Here is a 22,597-nt window from a genome sequence, read left to right on the forward strand (position 1 = left end):
CGATAAGCGGCGGCGCCGCCCCGGATCCGTGTGCGATGCTCGGCGGCGTGGAGACCAGATCTGTCAGCCCGGTGTTCGTCGGCCGAGCCGACGAACTGGCGATACTCACCGACGCCTTGGGCCGCGCCGCCGGCCAGGAGCCTCAGGCCCTCCTCATCGGCGGCGAGGCCGGGGTCGGCAAGACCCGCCTCACCGAGGAGTTCCTCTGCGAGGCCACCCGGCGCGGAGCCGTCGTCGCCGTCGGCGGCTGTGTGGAGATAGGGGCGGAGGGACTTCCCTTCGCCCCGTTTTCCACTGCCCTGCGCGCGCTGCGCCGCGGGCTCCCCGAGGAACTGGCCGCCGCGGCCGCGGGCCAGGAGGACGAACTGGCCCGGATCCTCCCCGAACTCGGCGAGACCCCCCGGGGCCCGCACGACGAGGAGAGCACGGCCCGGCTCTTCGAACTGACCGCCCGGCTGCTGGAGCGGCTCGCCGCCGACCGCACCGTGGTCCTCGTCCTGGAGGACCTGCACTGGGCGGACACCTCGACCCGCCACCTGCTCGCCTACCTCGTGCGCACCCTGGGCAGCGGCCGCCTCGTCATCGTCGCCACCTACCGCGCGGACGACATCCACCGGCGCCACCCGCTGCGCCCCCTCCTCGCCGAACTGGACCGGCTGCGTACCGTCCAGCGGATCGAGCTGGCCCGCTTCAACCGGGCCGAGGTCCGCCGCCAGCTCGCCGGGATCCGCGCCTCCCAGCCCGAGGAGTCCCTGGTCGACTCGGTCTTCGACCGCTCCGACGGCAACGCCTTCTTCGTCGAGGAACTCGTCGCAGCCCTGGACCGGGGCTGCCGCACCGGACTCACCGAATCCCTGCGCGACCTGCTGCTCGTGCGCGTCGAGGTGCTGCCCGAGGCCGCCCAGCGGGTGGTGCGCGTCGTCGCCGAGGGCGGCTCCACCGTCGAGTACCCGCTGCTCCTGGCCGTCTGCCGGCTCACCGAGGACGAGCTGATCGAGGCCCTGCGCGCCGCCGTCGGCGCCAACATCCTGCTCGCCAGCCCCGACGGCGACGGCTACCGCTTCCGGCACTCGCTGGTCCGCGAGGCCGTCAGCGACGACCTGCTGCCCGGCGAGCGCGCCCGCGTCAACCGCCGCTACGCCGAGGCCCTGGAGGCCGACGACTCGCTGGTGCGCGCCGAGGAGCGGGTCATCCGGCTGGCCAGCTACTGGTACTGGGCCAACGACCCTGCCAAGGCCCTGCCCGCCGTCCTCGACGCCTCGGTGGCCGCCCGCCGCCGGCACGCCTACTCCGAACAGCTGCGACTGCTGGAACGGGCGATGGAACTGTGGGACGGCGCGCCGCAGGAGGTGCGCCAGGCGCTGCGCCCCGTGGACTACACCGAGGTGTATCCGCCGTGCGGCTGCGACCCGGCGACCACCCCGCTGGTCCGGCTGGACATGCTGGCCGAGGCCACCGTCGCCGCCCGCTTCGGCGGGGAGCGCGAACGCGCCCTGAAGTTCACCAAACTGGCGCTGCGCCTGCTGGAGGACGACCACGACCCGCTGCGCGCCGCCTGGTTCTGGACCGAGCGCTCCCGGCTGGTCTCCAGCCTGGCCCGCGGCGACGGCTGGAAGGAACTGGGCACCGCCCAGGATCTGGTCCGGGGGCTGCCCCCGTCCCACGTGCACGCCGAGGTCCTCATGCGCGTCGCGGGCTGGGGCATGCTGCACAACCCCGGCCCCGACAACCTGGCGGCGGCCGAACGCGCCGTCGAGTACGCGCGGATGGTCGGGGCGGAGGAGGTCGAACTCAACGCCCGGGTCACGGTGGGCAGCCTGCTCACCGACGCCGGCGATCCCCAGGCGGGCCTGGCCGCCATGTTCGAGGTCAAGAACCGGGCCACCGAGCGCGGATACGCGATGCTCGCGGGTCGTGCGCATATCAATCTCACCTCTCAGCTGGAGAGCATGGGCCGGTCCCGGGAAGCGGTGGAACTGGCCGAACAGGGCGTACAACTGGTCAGCAAGTCACGGCTGCTGGACACCGAGGCGTGGATCAGCGGCAACATGGCGGAGAGCCTGTACAGCCTCGGCCGCTGGGACGAGGCCGCCGACGCGGCCCGGCGCACCCTGCGCGTCGGCCAGAGCGCGGCTCCCCGCGGCTCCGCCTCCGCGCGCCTGGCCTACCTGGCCCTGGCCCGCGGTGAACTGACCGAGGCGGCCGCCCGGCTCGCCGCCGCCCACGAGCACTTCGGCACCCACGACACCCAGCCCCAGCACCGCATCCCGCTCTACCGCCTGGGCGTCGGCGTGGCGGCCGGCGAGGGACGCATCGCCGACGTACGGGCCGAGACCGCAGCCGCGATCGCCGACGGCTTCCCCCTCGGTCACCACCGCTACGCCTGGCCGCTGCTGCTGGCCGCCGCCACCGCGGAGGCCGACTCCCGGGGCCTGCCGGTCGCGGACGCCGGCCGGGAGGCCGCCGTGAGCGCGCTGCGCTCCGCCGCCCGCACCCTGGCGACGCCGGTCCCGGTGTGGGAGGCCCACGCGGAATACGTCCGCGCCGAACTCCGGCGGGCCGAGGGCGAGGACACCGTCGACGACTGGAGTGCCGTCGAGGCCGCCATCCGCCCGCTGGAGCGCCCCTACCTGCTGGCCCGTGCCCGCCACCGGCTCGCCGAGGCCCTGCTGGCCGCCGGCGCCGACCGGGACGGGGCCGCGGCGCAGCTGCGCCACGCCCACGAGGCCGCCTGCCGACTGGGCTCGCGCCGGCTGCGCGAGGACCTGGAGCTGCTCGCCCGGCGGGCCCGCCTGCCGCTCGGCGAGGACGCCACCCTGCCGGTCGAGCCCGAGGCGCACACCGACCCCGTGGAGGAGCTGGGCCTGACCAGCCGGGAACGGGACGTACTGCGCCTGGTCGCCGCCGGGTTCAGCAACCGTCAGATAGCCGAGGAGCTCTTCATCTCACCGAAGACGGCCAGCGTGCACGTCTCGAACATCCTGGCCAAGCTCGGCGTCGCGGGCCGCGGCGAGGCGGCCGCCCTCGCCCACCGCCTCCGGCTCTTCGCCCCGACCGTCTAGCGTCGCGGGAAAGGCGCGCCGGGGGAGAGCGGAGAGAGGGTCAGGTCACCGTCAGTGTCAGGATCCGGTCGTCGCCCGCCTCCGGGCTGCCGCGCCGGTCCGTCTCGCTGGTGACGAGCAGCAGCTTGTCCCCGCCGAGGGAGATCACCGTGCGCAGCCGCCCGTACCTGCCGTCCAGGAAGGCCTCCGGCTGCGCCACCGGTCTCGTCCCGTCCAGCGGGATCCGCCACAGTCGTTCGCCCCTGAGCCCGGCCATCCACACCGAGCCCGCGGCCCAGGCGATCCCGCTGGGGGAGGCCTCCTCGGTCTTCCACTGGGCCACCGGGTCCTTGTACCCGGCGCGGCCCGCCGTGCCCTCGGCGGCCGGCCAGCCGTAGTTGCCGCCGGCCTCGATCAGGTTGAGCTCGTCCCAGGCGTTCTGCCCGAACTCCGCCGCCCACAGCCGTTTGTCCTTGTCCCAGGCGAGCCCCTGCACATTGCGGTGCCCCCAGGAGTAGACGACCGAGTCGGCCTCCGGATTGCCGTGCACCGGCTTCCCGTCCGGGGTCATCCGCAGGATCTTGCCGCCCAGCGACGCCCTGTCCTGCGCCAGGCCCGTGTCCCCGGTCTCACCGGTCCCCACGTACAGCATCTTGTCCGGGCCGAAGGCGATCCGGCCGCCGTTGTGCACCAGGCCCTTGGGGATGCCGCGGAAGACCGTGTCGGGCGCCCCCAGCTGCTGTCCGGGCGGTCTCTGCTCGTCGTACCGCATCCGGGCGATGCGGTTGTCGGACTCCGTCGTGAAGTAGGCGTACACCAGCTTGTCCGAGGCGTACGAGGGCGAGAGCGCGAGGCCCAGCAGTCCGCCCTCGCCGCCCGGCGCCACCCCGGGCACCTCACCGATCGGCGTCACCGCGCCCGTCGCCGCATCGACCCTGCTGATCGTCCCCCGGTCCCGGGAGGCCACCAGCAGGTCCCCCTGGGGCAGCGGGGCCACGCCCCACGGCGACTCCAGCCCTTTGGCGATCTCCCCGGTCACCGTGACCGAGCCCTTCGCCGGCGGTGCCGGCGCCCCCGGTGGTGTGCTCGGCCCCCGTGCGGGGCTCGTCCCGGCCGTGCCCGTCGCCGTGGCCGGGGCGCCCGCCCCGCTCCCCGACGAGCATCCGGTCGCGAGCAGCGCCCCGCACCCCACCAGTGCCACCGCCGTCAGCCGCATCGGTCCGTACCGCATGGTCCCGCTCCCTTCGGTCCCGCGAATACCGCCTCACACCCGACTCAACAGACCTGGCCGCCCGCGAAGTTCCGCCGCTCGTACACCCGATCGAGTGGTGTGAGCCGGCCGGGACCGGGGAACGGTCCTCAGTCCCAGGCTCCCGCCGCCACCGGCAGGGCCGCGATCTCGGCCAGGTCGGCCGCCGTGAGCAGCACGGCCGCGGCCTCCGCGTTCTCCGCGGCCAGCGCCGCCCGCTCGGCTCCCGGCACCGGCACCACCTGCGGCCCCTGGGCCAGCACCCAGGCCAGCGCCACCTGGGCGGCCGTCACCCCGTCGCCGTGACGTTTCGCCACCCGGCGCAGGCCCGCCACCAGCACCTGGTTGGAGGCCATCGCCTCGGCGGTGAACCGCGGGTGCCGGGCCCGCGCGTCGCTCTCCTCGAACCCCTGGCCCGGCGTGAGCGTCCCGGTCAGGAACCCGCTGCCCAGCGGCATCGCCGCCAGGAACCCCACGCCACGCGCCGCGCACCACGGCAGCAGCTGCCACGCCGCCTGCGGCGACCACACCGACAGTTCCGCCTGCACCGCGCTCACCGGGAACACCTGCTGCGCCCGCTCCAGGTGCCGCAGCGTCACCCCGTACGCCCGGTCCCCGCGCCGCCCCGCACCGGGCCCGGCGCCCGCGCCCACCGCGCAGAACCCCAGGGCCCGCACCTTCCCCGCGCCCACCAGTTCCGCCATCGCGCCCCAGGTCTCCTCGACCGGCACCTCCGGATCCACCCGGTGCAGCTGGTAGAGGTCGATCACATCGGTCTGCAGCCGCCGCAGCGACGCGTCGCAGGCCCGCCGCACATGGCTCGGCCGCCCGTTGGCCACCACGTGCTGGTCGCCCACCATCAGCCCGACCTTGGTCGACACGAACGCCTGCGCGCGCCGCCCCCGCAGGGCCCGGCCGACCAGCAGCTCATTGGTGAACGGCCCGTACATGTCGGCCGTGTCCAGCAGGTTCGCCCCCAGGTCCAGTGCCGTGTGCACGGTCCGCAGCGACTCCGTGCCCTGCCGCCGGGAGGCCGCGTACGCCCAGCTCATCGGCATGCAGCCGAGCCCGATCGCGCCCACCGTCAGCGCCGACGCCCCGATTGACCTGCGCTCCACGCCCGCGTCCCCCTCCGTCTCCCGGACCCAAACTAACGGCTTGATCGCGATGCCTTCGCATAGCCTCGTGATCATGACCTCAACGACCGCGGACGTCTGGCTTCCCTTTCCGGCCCGGGAGATCGAAGGCCTGCCCGCTTCCTTCCAGTACCGACAGTGGGACGGCGAGGAGCAGTTCCCGGCGGACCCCGCCGACTGCGTCTTCTACGTCACCCCCTACATGAAGCCGCCGGAGGTGGTCCTGCGCCCGCTGCCCCTCATGCCGAAGCTGCGCGTGCTGCAGACCCTGACCGCCGGGACGGACCACGTGCTGGGCGGCATCGAGGACCTGCCCTCCGGCGTACGGCTGTGCAACGCCCGCGGCGTCCACGACGCGAGCACGGCCGAACTGGCCCTCACCCTCACCCTCGCCTCCCTGCGCGGCATCCCCGGCATGGTGCGCGGCCAGGACCGCCAGGAGTGGCGCTTCGGCTTCTACGAGGCGCTCGCCGACAAGGCCGTGCTGATCGTCGGCTACGGCGCCGTCGGCGCGGCCGTCGAGGACCGGCTCGCGCCCTTCGAGTGCGCGCGGATCACGCGCGTCGCGCGCTCGGCGCGCACCACCGCGCGCGGGCCCGTGCACGCCCTCGCCGACCTGCCCGGGCTGCTGCCCGAGGCGGACGTGGTCATCCTGTCGACGCCGCTGACCGACGCGACCCGGGGCCTGGCCGACGCCGCCTTCCTCGCCCGCATGAAGGACGGCGCCCTGCTGGTGAACATCGCGCGCGGTCCGGTGGTGGACACCGCGGCCCTGCTGGCGGAGCTGGAGTCGGGGCGGCTGCGCGCGGCGCTCGACGTCACCGACCCCGAGCCGCTGCCCGCCGGGCACCCGCTGTGGCACGCCCCGCATGTCCTGATCACGCCGCACGTCGGCGGCAGCAGCTCGGCGTTCGAGCCCCGCGCCAAGCGCCTGCTGGCCCGCCAGCTCACCCGGTTCGCAGCGGGGGAGCCGGTCGAACACACCGTAATGATCACGGAATGAGTCCGAATGTGCACGCTCCGGATCCGTTCGCGTGCGTACTGTGTCCACAACCCCCCGCATGGTAACGGAGAGTAGATAGTCTATATCCCTGAGTGACGAAAGTGGTGTATCGTCCGGAACAGGGGGATGCGCCACGAACAGTCTGGCGCTGGGGAGTGATCGGACACTTTGGGGGGCGACGGGCGATGCACGGCCAATGGACGAAGGATCCGACGCGGCAGAGCCGCCGCGGGCGACGCTCCGGCGCGCCGAAACCGGCCACCGAGGGGGACCGGTGAGCGCCCCCGGGGCGCTCCTGACCCAGCCGCCGGTCCAGAGCGGCGGCAAGGGTCTGGCGGCGCAGCTGACGCTCGCGCTGATCTGCGGCGGCTATGCCGTCGGCGCCGCCTTCGGCTGGGGTTCCGAGCAAGTCGCCCTGATCATGGGCGACTTCGGGCTGTGCGCCGCAGGCCTGCTGGCGGCCGTCTCCTGCTACCACTACGCGCGGACCAACGACAGCCGTGAGCGCCCCGCCTGGCTGCTGTTCGCCTTCTCCTCGCTCATGGGCGCCGGCGGCAACGCGGTCTGGGGCTGGTACGAGGTCGTCCTGGGCCGCCCGGTCCCCGAGCCGTCCGTCGCCGACTTCGCCTTCCTCTGCTTCGCGCCGCCCGCCATCGTCGGCCTGCTCGTCCTCGCCAAGCGCCCGGTCACCCGGGCCGGCTGGGTCTGCCTGGCCCTGGACTCCTGGCTCATCGGCGGCTCGCTGCTGACCCTGTCCTGGAGCCTGGCCCTCGCGCACACCGCGCAGACCGCCCAGTCCGGCGCCCCGGGCAGCGTCCCGCGCGCCGCGCTCTCGCTCGCCTACCCGCTCCTGGACATCGCGCTCGTCTCGATGGTCCTCGTCCTGCACTTCCGGCGCTCCGCCGGGAACCGCTCCGCGGTGAACACCGCCATCGCCGCCCTCGCACTCACCGTGCTCAGCGACGCGCTGTTCACCTCGCCCCTGCTGCGCGCCAGCTACCAGTCCGGGCAGCTGCTCGACGCCGGCTGGTTCGCCGGCTCGCTGCTGCTCGCGTACGCGCCCTGGGGGGCCCGCCGGTTCCACCACGTGCCGCAGGGCGCCGGGCGCCCGCGCGGGGCCCGCCCGGTCAGCCGGCCGATCACCGGCTCGCTGCCCGCGCTCACGCCCTACCTGGCCGCGGCCGTGTGCACGCTGGGCATCCTCTACAACGTGGTGGACGGCCGGAAGGTCGACCGGGTGGTCGTCTTCACCGGGTGCACGGTCGTGCTCGCCCTCGTGGTCCGTCAGGGCATCATGCTGCTCGACAACATCGCCCTCACCCAGGAACTGGCCCAGCAGGAGAACCACTTCCGCTCCCTGGTCCAGGGATCCAGCGACGTCATCATGATCGCCGCGCCCAGCGGGACGCTGCGCTACGTCAGCCCCGCCGCCGCCGGGGTCTACGGCCGCGAGGCGGAGGAGCTCGTCGGCTCCCAGCTCTCCGCCCTGATCCACCCCGACGACCTCGGCCGGGTCGTCCACGAGGTCCGGCGGTTCCTGGCCGCGCCGCCCGCCGAGGAACCCACCACCCGCATCGAGTGCCGCTTCAAGTCCGGCAGCGGCGAGTGGCTCAACGTGGAATCCACCGTCAACCGGCACCACGGCGGGCTCATCCTCAACAGCCGGGACGTCACCGAGCGGGTCCGTCTCCAGGCCCAGCTCCAGCACAGCGCCGAGCACGATCCGCTGACCGACCTGCCCAACCGGGCCCTGTTCACCCGGCGCGTACGCCAGGCGCTGACCGGCCGCCGGGCCGGCGACCACAGCACCGCCGTGCTCTTCATCGACCTCGACGGCTTCAAGGCCGTCAACGACACCATCGGCCACCAGGCCGGCGACGAGCTGCTCGTCGAGGCCGCCCGGCGCCTGCAGGACTCGGTACGGGCCGGGGACACCGCCGCCCGCCTCGGCGGCGACGAGTTCGCCGCTCTGATCCAGGGCGACGGCAGCCGCGACCGCAGCGCCCGCGAGTACCAGGTCCACGAGATCGCCGACCGGCTGCGCACCACCCTCTCCCAGCCGTACCGCATCGCGGGCAGCGAGGTCCGGGTGGCCGCCAGCATCGGCGTGGCCTTCGCCGACCCCGGTATCACCCCTTCGGACCTGATGCGCAACGCGGATCTCGCGATGTACCGGGCCAAGGCGGGCGGCAAGGACCGCGTCGAGCTGTACGCCCCCCAGATGCAGGCCGAGGTCGTCCGCAAGGCCGAGCTCGCCGGCCGGCTGCGCAGCGCGCTCCACGACGGCGAGTTCGCCCTGCTCCACCAGCCCGTCGTCTCGCTGGCCACCGGCGAGATCACGGCGGTGGCGGCCCAGGCCCGCTGGCGCTCCGCCCGGGGGATCCTCTTCACCCCGGCCGAGTTCCTGCGCGTCGCCGAGCACAGCGAGGGCCCGGACGGCCCCGCCGCGCCCGCCGGTCTCGCCGCCGGCGCCGGAGCGCGCACGGCGGAGCTGGGCCGCTGGCTGCTGGAGGAGGCCGTGACGCAGGCCGCCGAGCGGCACCGGGCCGGGCACGACATCCCGGTGTCCGTCCGTATGACCGCCGAGCGGCTGCTGGACCGGGCCATGCCCCACGGCTCCCTCGAGGCCCTCCTGACCCGCCACGGGCTGCCCTCGGGCGCCCTGGTCCTGGAGCTGGCCGTCTCCGACCCCAGAGTGCCCTTCGACGACCTGGAGCGCCGCCTGGCGGCCCTGCGGCGGCTCGGGGTACGGATCGCCCTGGACGGATTCGGCAGCGGCTACGCGGCGATCAGCGCCCTGCGCAGGCTCCCCGTGGACGTGCTCAAGCTCGACCGGGGCCTGGTCGAGGGCGTGGTCGAATCGACCCGGCTGCACAAGATCACGGCTGGATTGTTGCGTATTGCAAATGATCTGGGCATGCAGTCGGTCGCCGACGGGGTGGACCTGCCCGAACAGGTGACGGCCCTGCGCGCCATGGGGTGCACCCATGGCCAGGGAATGGCGTTTTCCGGCCCCCTGGACGAATACCGGCTGCGCCGGGCCCTGGGCAGGAGTACGTTTCCAGTACCGGGTGGGGCGGCCCAGCCTGCCTTGGCCGGCGGTTCCCTGGGGGGCTCCCTGGCCATCCGGAGGGGCTCACATAATGAGACGCCCATCCCACCCACTTGACATCAACCTCCCGGCAGAGGGAGGGTCAGTGCCATGCGCACCCGAATTCTCGTACTTGGAAAGCGCGTCGGCTGAAGCTGGGGCCCACCTGTCCCCGCTCCACACCCCCGACGCGCTCCCCTCGCTTGCCTGCCGGCACGAGGGGTTTTTTGTTGCACTGGCACACGTCGCACACGTCGCACACGTCGATTCCCCGTAAAACCCTCAGCTTCGAGAAGAGAATGCCGATGACCGAGCAGGCCACCGGGGCCCACCATCCGCAGCCGCGGGCCCGTACCGGCGGACAGCAGTCCCCCGCAGTTGAGCACGTCACGGGCGCGCAGTCCCTCATCCGCTCTCTCGAAGAGGTGGGGTGCGACACCGTCTTCGGCATCCCGGGCGGCGCCATCCTCCCCGCGTACGACCCGATGATGGACTCGAAGAAGGTCCGTCACATCCTGGTCCGCCACGAGCAGGGGGCCGGCCACGCCGCCACCGGCTACGCGCAGGCCACCGGCAAGGTCGGTGTCTGCATGGCCACCTCCGGCCCGGGCGCCACCAACCTGGTCACCCCGATCGCCGACGCGCACATGGACTCCGTCCCGCTCGTCGCGATCACCGGCCAGGTCTCCTCCAAGGCGATCGGCACCGACGCCTTCCAGGAGGCGGACATCGTCGGCATCACCATGCCGATCACCAAGCACAACTTCCTGGTCACCAAGGCCGAGGACATCCCCCGGACGATCGCCGAGGCGTTCCACATCGCCTCGACCGGCCGCCCCGGCCCGGTCCTCGTCGACATCGCCAAGGACGCCCTCCAGGCCCGGACCACCTTCAGCTGGCCGCCCAGCCAGGACCTGCCCGGTTACCGGCCGGTCACCAAGCCGCACGCCAAGCAGATCCGCGAGGCCGCCAAGCTCATCTGCCAGGCCAAGCGCCCGGTCCTGTACGTCGGCGGCGGCGTGATGAAGTCCGGCGCCACCGCCGAGCTGAAGGTCCTCGCCGAGCTCACCGGCGTCCCGGTCACCACCACGCTGATGGCGCTGGGCTCCTTCCCCGACAGCCACCCGCTGCACGTCGGCATGCCGGGCATGCACGGCGCCGTCACCGCCGTCACCGCCCTGCAGAAGTCCGACCTGCTGATCGCCCTGGGCACCCGTTTCGACGACCGCGTCACCGGCAAGCTCGACAGCTTCGCCCCGTTCGCCAAGGTCATCCACGCGGACATCGACCCCGCCGAGATCGGCAAGAACCGTGCGGTCGACGTCCCGATCGTCGGTGACGCCCGCGAGGTGATCGCCGATCTGATCCAGGCCGTCCAGGCCGAGCACACCGAGGGCAACGCCGGCGACTACACCGCCTGGTGGAACGACCTCAACCGCTGGCGCGACACCTACCCGCTGGGCTACGACCTGCCCGACGACGGCATGCTCTCGCCGCAGCAGGTCATCGAGCGCATCGGCCAGCTGGCGCCGCAGGGCACCATCTTCGCGGCCGGCGTCGGCCAGCACCAGATGTGGGCCTCGCACTTCGTCAACTACGAGGAGCCCCGCACCTGGCTGAACTCCGGCGGCGCCGGAACCATGGGCTACGCGGTCCCCGCCGCGATGGGCGCCAAGGTGGGCGAGCCGGACCGTACGGTCTGGGCGATCGACGGCGACGGCTGCTTCCAGATGACCAATCAGGAACTGGTCACCTGCGCACTGAACAACATCCCGATCAAGGTCGCGATCATCAACAACGGTGCGCTGGGCATGGTCCGCCAGTGGCAGACCCTCTTCTACAACCAGCGGTACTCCAACACCGTCCTGCACGCCGACGAGACCGGCCACGACACGGTCGGCTCCCAGCTGGGCGAGTCCAACGCGCCCCGCAAGGGCACCCGCGTCCCGGACTTCGTCAAGCTCTCCGAGGCCATGGGCTGTGTGGCGCTGCGCTGCGAGGACCCGGCCGACCTGGACAAGGTCATCGCCGAGGCCAACGCGATCAACGACCGCACGGTGGTCGTCGACTTCATCGTCCACGAGGACGCCATGGTGTGGCCGATGGTCGCCGCCGGCACCTCCAACGACGAGGTCATGGCCGCCCGGGGCGTCCGTCCCGACTTCGGCGACAACGAAGACGACTGAGCCGAGAGCCGAAAGAGAGAGAACGACTCACATGTCCAAGCACACGCTCTCGGTCCTGGTCGAGAACACCCCCGGCATCCTCGCCCGGATCGCCGCGCTGTTCTCCCGCCGCGGCTTCAACATCGACTCCCTCGCGGTCGGTGTCACCGAGCACCCCGACATCTCCCGCATCACGATCGTGGTCAACGTCGAGGACCTCCCGCTGGAGCAGGTGACCAAGCAGCTCAACAAGCTGGTCAACGTCCTCAAGATCGTCGAGCTGGAGCCCTCCTCCGCGATCGAGCGCGAGCTCGTCCTGGTGAAGGTCCGCGCCGACAACGAGACCCGCTCGCAGATCGTCGAGATCGTCCAGCTGTTCCGCGCCAAGACCGTCGACGTCTCCCCGGAGGCCGTCACCATCGAGGCCACCGGCGGCGCCGACAAGCTCGGCGCGATGCTCAAGATGCTGGAGCCCTTCGGCATCAAGGAACTCGTGCAGTCCGGCACGATCGCCATAGGGCGTGGCGGCCGGTCCATCACGGACCGCAGCCTGCGGGCCCTGGACCGCAGCGCCTGACCCGCTCGCATCGCGAGACCTGAAACCCTTACTTACGTTCCCCGCCGTACGGTGGGAGCAACACCAGCGCACCAAGGAGATATCCCAGTGGCCGAGCTGTTCTACGAGAACGACGCCGACCTGTCCATCATCCAGGGCCGCAAGGTCGCGGTCATCGGCTACGGCAGCCAGGGCCACGCCCACGCGCTGTCGCTGCGTGACTCCGGCGTCGACGTCCGCGTCGGCCTCCAGGAGGGCTCGAAGTCGAAGGCCAAGGCCGAGGAGCAGGGTCTGCGCGTCGTTTCCGTGGCCGAGGCCGCGGCCGAGGCCGACGTCATCATGATCCTGACCCCGGACCCGATCCAGGCGAAGGTGTACGAGGAGTCCATCAAGGACAACCTCAAGGACGGCGACGCGCTCTTCTTCGGTCACGGCTTCAACGTCCGCTACGGCTTCATCAAGCCCCCGGCCAACGTGGACGTCGCCCTCGTCGCCCCCAAGGGCCCGGGCCACCTGGTCCGCCGTCAGTACGAGGAGGGCCGCGGCGTGCCCTGCATCGCCGCCGTCGAGCAGGACTACACCGGCGAGGCCTTCAAGCTGGCGCTCTCCTACGCGGCCGGCATCGGCGGCACCCGCGCCGGCGTCATCAAGACCACCTTCACCGAGGAGACCGAGACCGACCTGTTCGGTGAGCAGGCCGTCCTCTGCGGTGGCGCCTCCGCCCTGGTCAAGGCCGGCTTCGAGACCCTGACCGAGGCCGGCTACCAGCCGGAGATCGCGTACTTCGAGTGCCTGCACGAGCTGAAGCTCATCGTGGACCTCATGTACGAGGGCGGCCTGGAGAAGATGCGCTGGTCGGTCTCCGAGACCGCCGAGTGGGGCGACTACGTCACCGGCCCCCGCATCATCACCGACGCCACCAAGGCCGAGATGAAGAAGGTCCTCGCCGAGATCCAGGACGGCACCTTCGCCAAGACCTGGATGGCCGAGTACCAGGCCGGTCTGCCGAAGTACAACGAGTACAAGAAGGCCGACGAGGAGCACCTGCTGGAGACCACCGGCAAGAAGCTGCGCAAGCTGATGAGCTGGGTGGACAGCGAGGAGAACTGATCCTCGGCGGCGGGGCCGGGACGTACGCGTCCCGGCCCCGCCGCACACCCGGCTCCGGCCGGAATATGGCCTTTCCGTAGTGCGGCTTGTCCACCCCGGCCAACCCCGGACGGGTGATCCTTCCGGACAGGCGGAAAACCCGCCCCCCGCCGCCACTACACTGCTCAACACATACGCGTCAGGCCCACAGTGTCGTGCGTCTTCCACGCGGTTACCCCCTCCACCGCCTGCGGCCTCGGGACGGCCGTCTGCACTGGACTTGTGAGGACCCACGTGAGCTCGAAACCTGTCGTACTCATCGCCGAAGAGCTGTCGCCCGCGACCGTCGAGGCGCTCGGCCCCGACTTCGAGATCCGGAACTGCAACGGCGCGGACCGCGCGGAGCTGCTCCCCGCGATCGTGGACGTGGACGCCATCCTGGTGCGCTCCGCCACCAAGGTCGACGCCGAGGCGATCGCCGCCGCCAAGAAGCTCAAGGTCATCGCCCGCGCGGGCGTCGGCCTGGACAACGTCGACGTCTCCGCCGCCACCAAGGCCGGCGTGATGGTCGTGAACGCCCCGACCTCCAACATCGTCACCGCCGCCGAGCTCGCCTGCGGTCTGCTGATCGCCACTGCCCGCAACATCCCGCAGGCCAACACCGCCCTGAAGAACGGTGAGTGGAAGCGGAACAAGTACACGGGTGTCGAGCTCAGCGAGAAGACCCTCGGTGTCGTCGGCCTCGGCCGCATCGGTGTGCTGGTCGCCCAGCGCATGTCCGCCTTCGGCATGAAGGTCGTGGCCTACGACCCCTACGTGCAGCCCGCGCGCGCCGCCCAGATGGGCGTCAAGATGCTGACGCTGGACGAGCTGCTGGAGGCCGCCGACTTCATCACCGTGCACCTGCCCAAGACGCCCGAGACCCTCGGTCTCATCGGCGACGAGGCCCTGCACAAGGTGAAGCCCTCCGTCCGGATCGTCAACGCCGCCCGCGGCGGGATCGTGGACGAGGCCGCGCTGTACTCGGCCATCAAGGAGGGCCGCGTCGCGGGCGCCGGCCTCGACGTGTACGCGAAGGAGCCCTGCACGGACTCCCCGCTCTTCGAGCTGGACCAGGTCGTCTGCACCCCGCACCTCGGCGCGTCCACGGACGAGGCCCAGGAGAAGGCCGGTATCTCGGTCGCCACGTCGGTACGCCTCGCGCTCGCCGGTGAACTCGTGCCGGACGCGGTCAACGTCCAGGGCGGCGTCATCGCCGAGGACGTCCGTCCGGGCCTGCCGCTCGCCGAGAAGCTCGGCCGGATCTTCACCGCCCTCGCGGGCGAGGTCGCGGTCCGGCTCGACGTCGAGGTCTGCGGCGAGATCACCCAGCACGACGTCAAGGTGCTCGAACTCTCCGCGCTCAAGGGCGTCTTCGAGGACGTCGTCGACGAGACGGTCTCCTACGTCAACGCCCCGCTGTTCGCGCAGGAGCGCGGCGTCGAGGTCCGCCTGACCACCAGCTCGGAGTCCCCGGACCACCGCAACGTGGTGATCGTGCGCGGCACCCTGGCGGACGGTCAGGAGGTGTCGGTCTCCGGCACCCTCGCCGGCCCCAAGCACCTGCAGAAGATCGTCGGCATCGGTGACTACGACGTGGACCTGGCGCTCGCCGACCACATGATCGTGCTGCGCTACACCGACCGTCCCGGCGTCGTCGGCACCGTCGGCCGCCACCTCGGCGAGGCCGGTCTGAACATCGCGGGCATGCAGGTCGCCCGTGCCGAGGAGGGCGGCGAGGCCGTGGTCGTCCTGACCGTGGACGCGGCCGTCCCGGCGAACGTCCTCGCGGACATCGCCACCGAGATCGGCGCGTCGTCGGCCCGCTCGGTCAACCTGGGCTGAACGGCACGGCGCACCTGAACGCGGACAGGGCCCGGGGTCTCCCCGGGCCCTTTCGCGTGTCGGCGCCACGGCGTCAGACGATGAGGACGACCTTCGCGCGGGCGTGCTCCACCTCGACGTACCGGATGGCCTCGGCCGCGTCGGCCAGCGGGTAGGTGCGGTCGACGCTGGGCGTGATGTCGCCGGACGCGGCCAGGTCCCGCAGCGTGGCCAGGTTCTCCCTGCTCGGGGTCGCCGTGAGCACGAGCAGCCGGTGGCCGACGAACGGCGCCATCGCCCACCCCCTGAGGATGAGCCCGATCGGCCCGAACACGCTGGCGCCGCCGGACACGCCCCCGCCGGAGAGGACGAGCGTGCCCGTGCCGCTCAGGGTGCGGCGCCACTCGGCCAGCGTGCGGTTGCCCACCAGGTCGAGCACCACGTCGTGGAGCCGGCCGGTGCGGGTGACGTCCTCCCGGGTGTAGTCCACGACCTCGTCCGCCCCCAGGGACCGCACCAGGTCCACGTTCCGGGTGCTGCACACGCCGGTCACGTGGGCGCCCAGCGCCTTGGCGATCTGGACGGCGAACGTCCCCACTCCGCCTGACGCCCCGTTGACCAGGACGCGCTGTCCCGGCTCCACCCGCCCCAGGTCGCGCAGCCCCATGAGGGCGGTGTTCCCCGCCAGTGGCAGTGCGGCCGCCTGCTCGAACGTCAGCCGGCCGGGTTTGCGCTCCACCAGGTGCTCCGGAGCGCACACGTACTCGGCGAACGCCCCGTCATACTCGCCGAACACCTCGTCGCCGGGCCGGAACCCGGTCACCTCCGCGCCCACCGCCTCCACCCGGCCGGCGAAGTCCGAGCCCCGGACGCGCGCCCTGGGCCTGCGGATCCCGAACGCCAGGCGCGCCACGTACGGGTCCCCCCGCATGATGTGCCAGTCCCGGGCGTTGACCGACGCGGCGTGGACCCGGATCAGCACCTCGTGGCCGGTGGGCGCCGGCCGCTCGACGTCCCTGAACTCCAGGACGTCGGGCGACCCGTAGCGGCCTTGCACTATCGCCTTCATGGGTCTCCGTCACCTGCGCGTACGACGGCCGGAACTCGGTCCCGGTCGGCCGGAATCGGCCCTACACGAGACGGTAGGGGAAGGACCCGCGCGTGGATATCGGGGAAGGGCCCTAGGGAGGCCGTCGGGGATGCCGCCCGGTGTTACTGGCCCCGCCAGATGTTGTCGAAGGCGGCGTCCTCGACGGCGCGGCGCTGGCGGACGCCCTCCAGCTCCAGCAGCGCGTCGTGGACGGCGGCCAGGACGGTCGCGACCGCGTCGTCGGTCACCTCCGGCGCGTCCGCGCCCTCCCGCGCGCCGACCCCGAGGGCCGACGCGAAGGCGGCGAGGACCGGCTCGCCGGTGGCCAGGCGCTCGGCCGCACGGCGGCGGCCGGGCGTATCGGACAGCTCCGTACGGCCGCCGCGTCGCAGGCCCAGGCCGCGGGAGCGCCGTGGGGCGAGCAGCCCCTCGGACTCGAACGCCGTCCGGTAGTCCGCGGCCAGGCCGTCACCCCGGCGCCAGAGCCAGTCCGCGACCGGCTCGTACGGCGGGGCGGCGACGACCGCCGACGCGGCCGCCTCCAGCAGGGGGTCGGCCGGGGCCGGCCGGTCGCCCGGCGCGATCCGGTCGCCGTCCAGGGAGACCGCCCCGGCGGCCAGGAGGTCGATCAGCTCGGCCCCCGCCAGCGCGAGGGCGAGGTCGCCCCGTTCCACCTGCCGGCCGGACGGTACGTCCAGCGCGATGGTCATCAGGTCCCGCGGTGTGGTCATGACGGCTCCACGTCAGTCGTTTCAGGACATGCCCGGGAACGGCTACGGCCCCCGGGGACCAGCAGATCATCTCCGGTCCACCCGCGCGCGCCCGACGGCGAGAATTTCCGATTCCGTAAGAACCGGATCCACGCGCCGGTCCGCCCGTCCGCCCGTCAGCCCTGCAGCCGGGCCGCCTTGAGGGCCATGTGGAGCAGCAGCCGGTCCTCGCCCTCGTCCAGGTCGAGGCCGGTCAGCTGCTCCACGCGGGAGAGCCGGTAGTACAGCGTCTGACGGTGGATGCCCAGGGCCGCCGCCGCGCGCCCCGCCTGCCCCGCGCAGTCCAGGAACACCTCCGCGGTGCGGGCCAGTTCCGGGTGCGCCGGGCCGAGCAGCGCCCGGGTCGCCGGGTCACCGGGTGCGTTCCCCGCGAGCGCCGCCAGCATCCGGTACGCCCCGATCCGCGACCACTGGGCCACCGGCCCGAGCCTGGGCTGCGCCACCGCCGCCCGGGCCGCCGCGACCGCCTGTTCCCAGGCCGTCCCCAGCTCCGCCGGTCCCCGGGAGGGCTCCGCGACGCCTGCGGCGGCCCCCTCGGGCAGCAGCCGGGTGGCCGCCGTCAGCGCCGGGCCCAGGGCGTCGGCCGAGCGCAGCCGGACGAGCACGGCCAGTGCCCCGCCGCCCTGCGCGCCGGAGTCGGCGGCCTCCCCGTGCGGCCCCGGCCGCCAGGGGGCCACGCACACCGCCGCCGCGCCGGGCACCGACGGGGGCGCGTCCCCCGGCCACGGCGCCACGCACACCATCGCGTGCAGTCCGTCCGCCCCCGGCCCCAGCGCCACCCGCAGCGCGGCCACCGCCATGTCCCGCTGCCAGCCCCGGCCGGCGGTCAGCACGGCCCGGAACTCGCGCGAGAGGTCCGCCCCGGCCTTCGCCTCCTCGGCCAGCAGCACCCCGATGCGGGCGGCCACCTCCATGGCCGCGTCCAGCTGGCCGGGGTCCGGCCCCGGCTCGGCGTCGAGCAGCCACACGTACCCCTGGACGATGCCCCGGAAGCGCGCCGGCAGGCAGATCCGCCCCCGGAAGACGCCCGCGTCGGGCGCGGCCGGGATCCGTACCGGCCCGCTCGCGCGGGCGATGCCGAAGGCCTCGAACCAGGTGCGCACGGCCGGCGTGGACTGGCGGGTCAGGATCGAGCGGGTGCGGACCGGGTCCATCGCGAGGTCGTCGTCACTGTCGTGCGCGCCGAAGGCGATGAGGCGGAAATCCCGGTTCTCCAGCGTCGCCGGGGCGCCCAGCAGCGCCGAGATCTCGTCCACCAGGTCCTGGTAATCGCCCTTCACCCGGACATTCTCCCACCCCTCGGCGGTGTCCTCAGACATCTGTATGAGATCGCGGACACGGATGCGTGACAGCTGTCGATGGCCGACGATCGAGGCGATCCTTAGGTTTCACGGTGGTTTTACTTGCGTTCCTTTTACGGCCTCCGCCTTCACTGGCGGTGTCCGGCATTCGCTTTCCGCCACCCGTTGGAGGTGCCCCGTGCTGGGTCCCGCGATCCTCGCCGCGTCCCGCAGCGACAAGATGCGCCGAATCGTCTCTGCCGCTCCGGTGACCAAGCCCGTGGTGAACCGGTTCATCCCCGGCGAGACGGTCGACCAGGTCATCCCGATCGTCATGGACCTCACGGGCAAGGGCCTGGAGGTGACCCTCGACGTGGTGGGCGAGGACATCACGACCGTGGAGCAGTCCCACGCGGCCCGTGACGCCTACCTGGAGCTCATCGCGGAGCTGGCGCACCTGGAGCTGGGCGAGCGGGCCGAGATGTCGGTCAAGCTGTCCATGTTCGGCCAGGCCCTGGAGGGCGGCCACGAGCTGGCGCTCGCCAACGTCCGCCCGGTCGTCGAGGCCGCCGCCGCCATCGGCACCACCGTCACCCTGGACGCCGAGGACCACACCACCCTCGACTCGATGTTCGCCATCCACGAGGAACTGCGCAAGGACTTCCCGCAGACCGGATGCGTCATCCAGGCCTACCTCTTCCGCACCGAGGCCGACGCCCGCCGCCTGGCCGCCGCCGGCAGCCGCGTCCGCATCGTCAAGGGCGCCTACAAGGAGCCGGCCGAGGTCGCGTACCAGGACAAGGCGGAGATCGACAAGGCGTACGTCCGCATCCTGAAGATCCTCATGGAGGGTGAGGGCTACCCGATGATCGGGTCGCACGACCCGCGTCTGATCGCCATCACCCAGGAGCTGGCCCGCAAGGCCGGGCGCAAGCTGGACGAGTACGAGTTCCAGATGCTGTACGGCATCCGCAGCGAGGAGCACCTGCGGCTGGCGGCCGAGGGCCACCGGATGCGCGTCTACACGGCGTACGGCACGGACTGGTACGGCTATTTCATGCGCCGCCTGGCCGAGAAGCCGGCCAACCTGCTCTTCTTCGTCCGCTCGATGATCACCAAGAACTAGGTCAAGGAGTTACCAGACCCATGGATGCTGTGACCCAGGTCCCCGCGCCGGTCAACGAGCCGGTCCACTCGTACGCCCCCGGCAGCGCGGAGCGCGCGCGCCTCGAAGCCCAGCTCAAGCAGCTGGCCGAGAACCCGATCGACCTCCCGATGACCATCGGCGGCGTCAAGCGGATGGGCGCCGGCGAGCGCTTCGACGTGGTCCAGCCGCACGACCACAAGTCGGTGCTCGGTACGTACGCCAACGCCACCCAGGACGACGCCCGCGACGCGATCGAGGCCGCCCTCGCCGCCGCCCCGGCCTGGCGCGCGACCTCCTTCGACGACCGTGCCGCGATCATCCTGCGCGCCGCCGAGCTGCTCGCCGGCCCGTGGCGCGAGAAGCTGGCCGCCTCCACCATGCTCGGCCAGTCCAAGACCGCCCAGCAGGCCGAGATCGACACCCCGTGCGAGCTCGTCGACTTCTGGCGCTTCAACGTGCACTTCGCCCGGCAGATCCTGGCCGAGCAGCCGGTCGCCAACTCCGCCGGCGTGTGGAACCGCAGCGACCACCGCCCGCTGGAGGGCTTCGTCTACGCGATCACGCCGTTCAACTTCACGGCCATCGCGGGCAACCTGCCGACCGCTCCCGCCCTGATGGGCAACGTGGTCCTGTGGAAGCCGTCCCCGACGCAGACCCACTCCGCGGTCCTCCTGATGGAGCTCCTGGAGGAGGCGGGCCTGCCCAAGGGCGTCATCAACCTGGTCACCGGCGACGGCATCGCCGTCTCCGAGGTCGCCCTGGCCCACCCGGAGCTGGCCGGCATCCACTTCACCGGCTCGACCAAGACCTTCCAGTACCTGTGGAAGACGGTCGGCAACAACATCGAGACGTACAAGTCCTACCCGCGCCTGGTCGGCGAGACCGGCGGCAAGGACTTCGTCGTCGCGCACCCGTCCGCGGACCGCGCGATCCTGAAGACCGCGCTGACCCGCGGCTCCTTCGAGTTCCAGGGCCAGAAGTGCTCGGCGTCCTCGCGCGCCTACGTCCCGGCCTCCATCTGGAACGACGGCTTCAAGGAGCAGTTCGCGGCCGAGGTCGACGGCATCACGATGGGCCCCGTCACCGACCTGTCGAACTTCATCGGCGCGGTCATCGACGAGCGCTCCTTCGCCAAGAACAAGGCCGCGATCGACCGTGCGAAGGCCGACCCGACCTGCACCATCGTCGCCGGCGGCACGTACGACGACTCCGAGGGCTACTTCGTGCGCCCGACCGTGATCGCGTGCACCGACCCGGAGAACGAGGTCTTCACGACCGAGTACTTCGGCCCGATCCTGGCCGTGTACGTCTACGAGGACGCCGACTTCGACGCGATGCTGGCCCAGATGGAGTCCGTCTCGGCGTACGCCCTGACCGGCTCGGTCATCGCCGCCGACCGCTACGCGGCCGCGGACGCGATGGACAAGCTGCGCTTCGCCGCGGGCAACTTCTACATCAACGACAAGTCGACCGGCGCCGTCGTCGGCCAGCAGCCCTTCGGCGGCGGCCGTGCCTCGGGCACCAACGACAAGGCGGGCGCCGCCTCCAACCTGCTGCGCTGGACCTCGACCCGCTCCATCAAGGAGACCCTGGTCCCGCCGACCGAGTACGGCTACCCCCACATGGGCTGATCGCGCCCTGCGCATGACCCCGCCCCCGTTCCGGTACCCCCAAGTCCGGAGCGGGGGCGGTTTCCATGTCCGGGCCTTCCCCGAGGTCCCTAGACCTCGACCATGACCTGGTCCAGGGACTTGCGGGTCAGGTCCGGGACCTCGCACTCGTCCGCGGGGTAGCCCACCGGGATGACGGCGAAGGCCTTCTCGTTCTCGGGGCGGTTCAGGACGTGGGAGAGGAAGCGCATCGGGCTCGGGGTGTGGGTCAGCGCCGCCAGACCGCTCAGGTGCAGGGCGGCCAGGAGCATGCCCACCGCGATGCCGACCGACTCGTCCACGTAGTAGTGCTTGCGCTTGGTGCCGTCCGGGCCGAGCCAGTACCGCTGCTGGAACACCACGATCAGCGCCGGGGCGTCCGTCAGGTGGGTCTTGACCGCGTCCGTGCCCAGCGGGCGCAGCGCCGCGAGCCACTCGTCGCCGAGCCGGCCGTCGTAGGAGATCTGCTCCTCCTGCTCGGCCGCCGCCCGGATCTGCTGGCGGATGGCGGGGTCCTTGACCAGGACGAACGTCCATGGCTGCTGGTGCGCGCCGGAGGGGGCGGTGGCCGCGCAGGCGATCGCGTCGCGGACGACCTGCTCGGGCACGGGGTCGGGGGAGAAGTGGCGCACGGTGCGGCGCTCGTCCATCCGGGCCCGCAACTCGGCGGCGCGGACCAGGGATTCGCTGCTCGGCATCCGCTCGGGACGGTAGGCGACGGGGCGGTAGGGCTCGCCGTGGGTGGGCGTCCACTGCTCGGTGGTAGGCGACATGGGCCGAGTCTGCCCAGGTCCGGACCGGGCGGCTAGAAATGTGCCAGCCGATTCCTGGCGGGTGGACACTGGTTGTATGACCGATACACGGACACGGCTCGCGCACACCTCGCAGCTGACGGGCGAAGAGCGCCGCGCGATACGCGCCCTGCTCGACGCCGCCTTCGACGGCGACTTCTCCGACGAGGACTTCGAGCACGGGCTCGGCGGGATGCACGCCCTGGTGCACCGGGACGGGAATCTGGTCGCCCACGGCAGCGTCGTGCAGCGGCGGGTGGTCCACGGGGGCACGGCCCTGCGCACGGGGTACGTCGAGGCCGTCGCCGTACGGGAGGGGTACCGGCGCCGGGGGCTGGGGAACGCGGTGATGGACGCGCTCGAAGAGGTGATAACGGGAGCCTATGTGCTCGGGGCGCTGTCCGCCTCCGACGAGGGCGCCGCCCTGTACGCCGGCCGCGGCTGGCGGGTGTGGGGCGGGGAGATCGGCGCGCTCTCGCCCGGCGGACCGCTGCGGCTGCCGGAGGAGGAGGGCTCCACCTACGTGTGGACGCCGCCCGGGGGGTCCTGGCCGGACCCCGCCGGACGGCTCGACTTCGACTGGCGGGACGGGGACGTGCTCTGAGTACTAGGCCGTCTCTTCCGGATCTTGCTCCCCCAGCTACCGCTGGGAGGTGCCCCCAGACCCGCGCCGCCCG

Annotated in this window: 16 protein-coding genes; 10 read left to right on the plus strand and 6 right to left on the minus strand. The window is 72.3% G+C overall.

The window, feature by feature from the left end:
• The first annotated feature begins 35 nt into the window (after window positions 1-35).
• Complete coding sequence (locus ACZ6KO_RS18220) at window positions 36-3,062, plus strand: helix-turn-helix transcriptional regulator (protein WP_469305016.1); 3,027 nt, start codon at window positions 36-38, stop codon at window positions 3,060-3,062.
• A 40-nt stretch (window positions 3,063-3,102) separates the two neighbouring features.
• Here ACZ6KO_RS18220 and ACZ6KO_RS18225 read toward each other — a convergent pair whose 3' ends face one another.
• Both ACZ6KO_RS18225 and ACZ6KO_RS18230 read right to left on the minus strand, forming a co-directional pair.
• Window positions 3,103-4,272, minus strand: a complete 1,170-nt coding sequence (locus ACZ6KO_RS18225; protein ID WP_469304936.1) for a PQQ-dependent sugar dehydrogenase — start codon at window positions 4,270-4,272, stop codon at window positions 3,103-3,105.
• Window positions 4,273-4,400: 128 nt separating this feature from the next.
• Window positions 4,401-5,408: an aldo/keto reductase gene (locus tag ACZ6KO_RS18230; protein WP_469305017.1), complete on the minus strand. Its 1,008-nt coding sequence runs from the start codon at window positions 5,406-5,408 to the stop codon at window positions 4,401-4,403.
• A gap of 73 nt (window positions 5,409-5,481) precedes the next feature.
• Between ACZ6KO_RS18230 and ACZ6KO_RS18235 the strand changes: the two genes are divergently transcribed.
• From ACZ6KO_RS18235 to serA, 6 genes are all read left to right on the plus strand, one after another.
• Complete coding sequence (locus ACZ6KO_RS18235; protein WP_469304937.1) at window positions 5,482-6,429, plus strand: 2-hydroxyacid dehydrogenase; 948 nt, start codon at window positions 5,482-5,484, stop codon at window positions 6,427-6,429.
• A 274-nt stretch (window positions 6,430-6,703) separates the two neighbouring features.
• On the plus strand, window positions 6,704-9,598 hold the full coding sequence (locus tag ACZ6KO_RS18240) for a putative bifunctional diguanylate cyclase/phosphodiesterase (protein WP_469304938.1): 2,895 nt from the start codon (window positions 6,704-6,706) through the stop codon (window positions 9,596-9,598).
• A gap of 221 nt (window positions 9,599-9,819) precedes the next feature.
• Entirely contained in the window at window positions 9,820-11,706 is a 1,887-nt protein-coding gene (locus ACZ6KO_RS18245) for an acetolactate synthase large subunit (RefSeq protein WP_469304939.1), read from the plus strand.
• A gap of 31 nt (window positions 11,707-11,737) precedes the next feature.
• Window positions 11,738-12,262: an acetolactate synthase small subunit gene (ilvN, locus tag ACZ6KO_RS18250; protein ID WP_389475631.1), complete on the plus strand. Its 525-nt coding sequence runs from the start codon at window positions 11,738-11,740 to the stop codon at window positions 12,260-12,262.
• 87 nt (window positions 12,263-12,349) lie between these two features.
• Window positions 12,350-13,351, plus strand: a complete 1,002-nt coding sequence (gene ilvC / locus ACZ6KO_RS18255) for a ketol-acid reductoisomerase (protein WP_401452753.1) — start codon at window positions 12,350-12,352, stop codon at window positions 13,349-13,351.
• A gap of 273 nt (window positions 13,352-13,624) precedes the next feature.
• Window positions 13,625-15,214 carry a phosphoglycerate dehydrogenase gene (gene serA, locus ACZ6KO_RS18260; protein WP_469304940.1) on the plus strand — a complete coding sequence of 530 codons (1,590 nt, stop codon included), beginning with the start codon at window positions 13,625-13,627 and terminating at the stop codon, window positions 15,212-15,214.
• 73 nt (window positions 15,215-15,287) lie between these two features.
• Here serA and ACZ6KO_RS18265 read toward each other — a convergent pair whose 3' ends face one another.
• The 3 genes from ACZ6KO_RS18265 to ACZ6KO_RS18275 form a co-directional block, all read right to left on the minus strand.
• On the minus strand, window positions 15,288-16,262 hold the full coding sequence (locus ACZ6KO_RS18265) for an NAD(P)-dependent alcohol dehydrogenase (protein WP_469304941.1): 975 nt from the start codon (window positions 16,260-16,262) through the stop codon (window positions 15,288-15,290).
• Window positions 16,263-16,405: 143 nt separating this feature from the next.
• On the minus strand, window positions 16,406-17,014 hold the full coding sequence (locus ACZ6KO_RS18270) for a GPP34 family phosphoprotein (protein WP_469304942.1): 609 nt from the start codon (window positions 17,012-17,014) through the stop codon (window positions 16,406-16,408).
• 155 nt (window positions 17,015-17,169) lie between these two features.
• Complete coding sequence (locus ACZ6KO_RS18275; protein ID WP_469305018.1) at window positions 17,170-18,333, minus strand: PucR family transcriptional regulator; 1,164 nt, start codon at window positions 18,331-18,333, stop codon at window positions 17,170-17,172.
• Between the two features lie 199 nt (window positions 18,334-18,532).
• Between ACZ6KO_RS18275 and ACZ6KO_RS18280 the strand changes: the two genes are divergently transcribed.
• Entirely contained in the window at window positions 18,533-19,459 is a 927-nt protein-coding gene (locus ACZ6KO_RS18280; protein ID WP_401452761.1) for a proline dehydrogenase family protein, read from the plus strand.
• A 20-nt stretch (window positions 19,460-19,479) separates the two neighbouring features.
• Entirely contained in the window at window positions 19,480-21,111 is a 1,632-nt protein-coding gene (gene pruA / locus ACZ6KO_RS18285) for an L-glutamate gamma-semialdehyde dehydrogenase (protein ID WP_469304943.1), read from the plus strand.
• Window positions 21,112-21,200: 89 nt separating this feature from the next.
• Here the strand turns inward: pruA and ACZ6KO_RS18290 are convergent, their stop codons facing one another.
• Window positions 21,201-21,902 (minus strand): nitroreductase family protein, encoded by a 702-nt coding sequence (locus ACZ6KO_RS18290; protein WP_469304944.1) that lies wholly within the window; start codon window positions 21,900-21,902, stop codon window positions 21,201-21,203.
• A gap of 76 nt (window positions 21,903-21,978) precedes the next feature.
• Here ACZ6KO_RS18290 and ACZ6KO_RS18295 point away from each other — a divergent pair, with 76 nt between their 5' ends.
• A complete protein-coding gene (locus ACZ6KO_RS18295; protein ID WP_469304945.1) occupies window positions 21,979-22,524 on the plus strand; it encodes a GNAT family N-acetyltransferase in 546 nt (181 codons plus the stop codon).
• The last annotated feature ends 73 nt before the right edge of the window (window positions 22,525-22,597 follow it).

Source organism: Streptomyces sp. NPDC042102 (genome assembly GCF_055582305.1).